This is a genomic window from Bifidobacterium sp. UBA6881, from assembly GCA_002451435.1.
In the GTDB taxonomy this organism is placed as follows: Bacteria; Actinomycetota; Actinomycetes; order Actinomycetales; family Bifidobacteriaceae; genus Bifidobacterium.
Map to the genome: position 1 here is coordinate 1 of DKCF01000107.1, position 303 is coordinate 303.

At 37.0% G+C, this 303-nt stretch carries 1 protein-coding gene; it reads left to right on the forward strand.

What is annotated here, in order from left to right; genetic code table 11:
• On the forward strand, nt 1–303 hold a 303-nt coding region (locus B3C64_RS08215; protein WP_291534993.1), incomplete at both ends, for a flavodoxin domain-containing protein.

Here is a 303-nt window from a genome sequence, read left to right on the forward strand (position 1 = left end):
CGGGAATTCCTTGCGTCAGTTATGAAAACGTAGCGGATATCAATGATTATGAGCAGATAATTTATTTGGGTGGTTTGTATGCGGGAGGTGTCAAAGGGCTGAAAAACACATTCAGTCTATTGAAAAAGAGCAATATCAAAACGATTGTGGTTACTGTGGGGATCGCGGATGTAAGTAATAAAGAAAATACCGATAAGATTAAGGTGTCTCTTGAAAAACAACTCGGTGATGATATTTATAAAAACTCTTTGATTTTTCATCTGAGAGGCGGAATTGATTACGGCAAATTGAATTTCATGCACA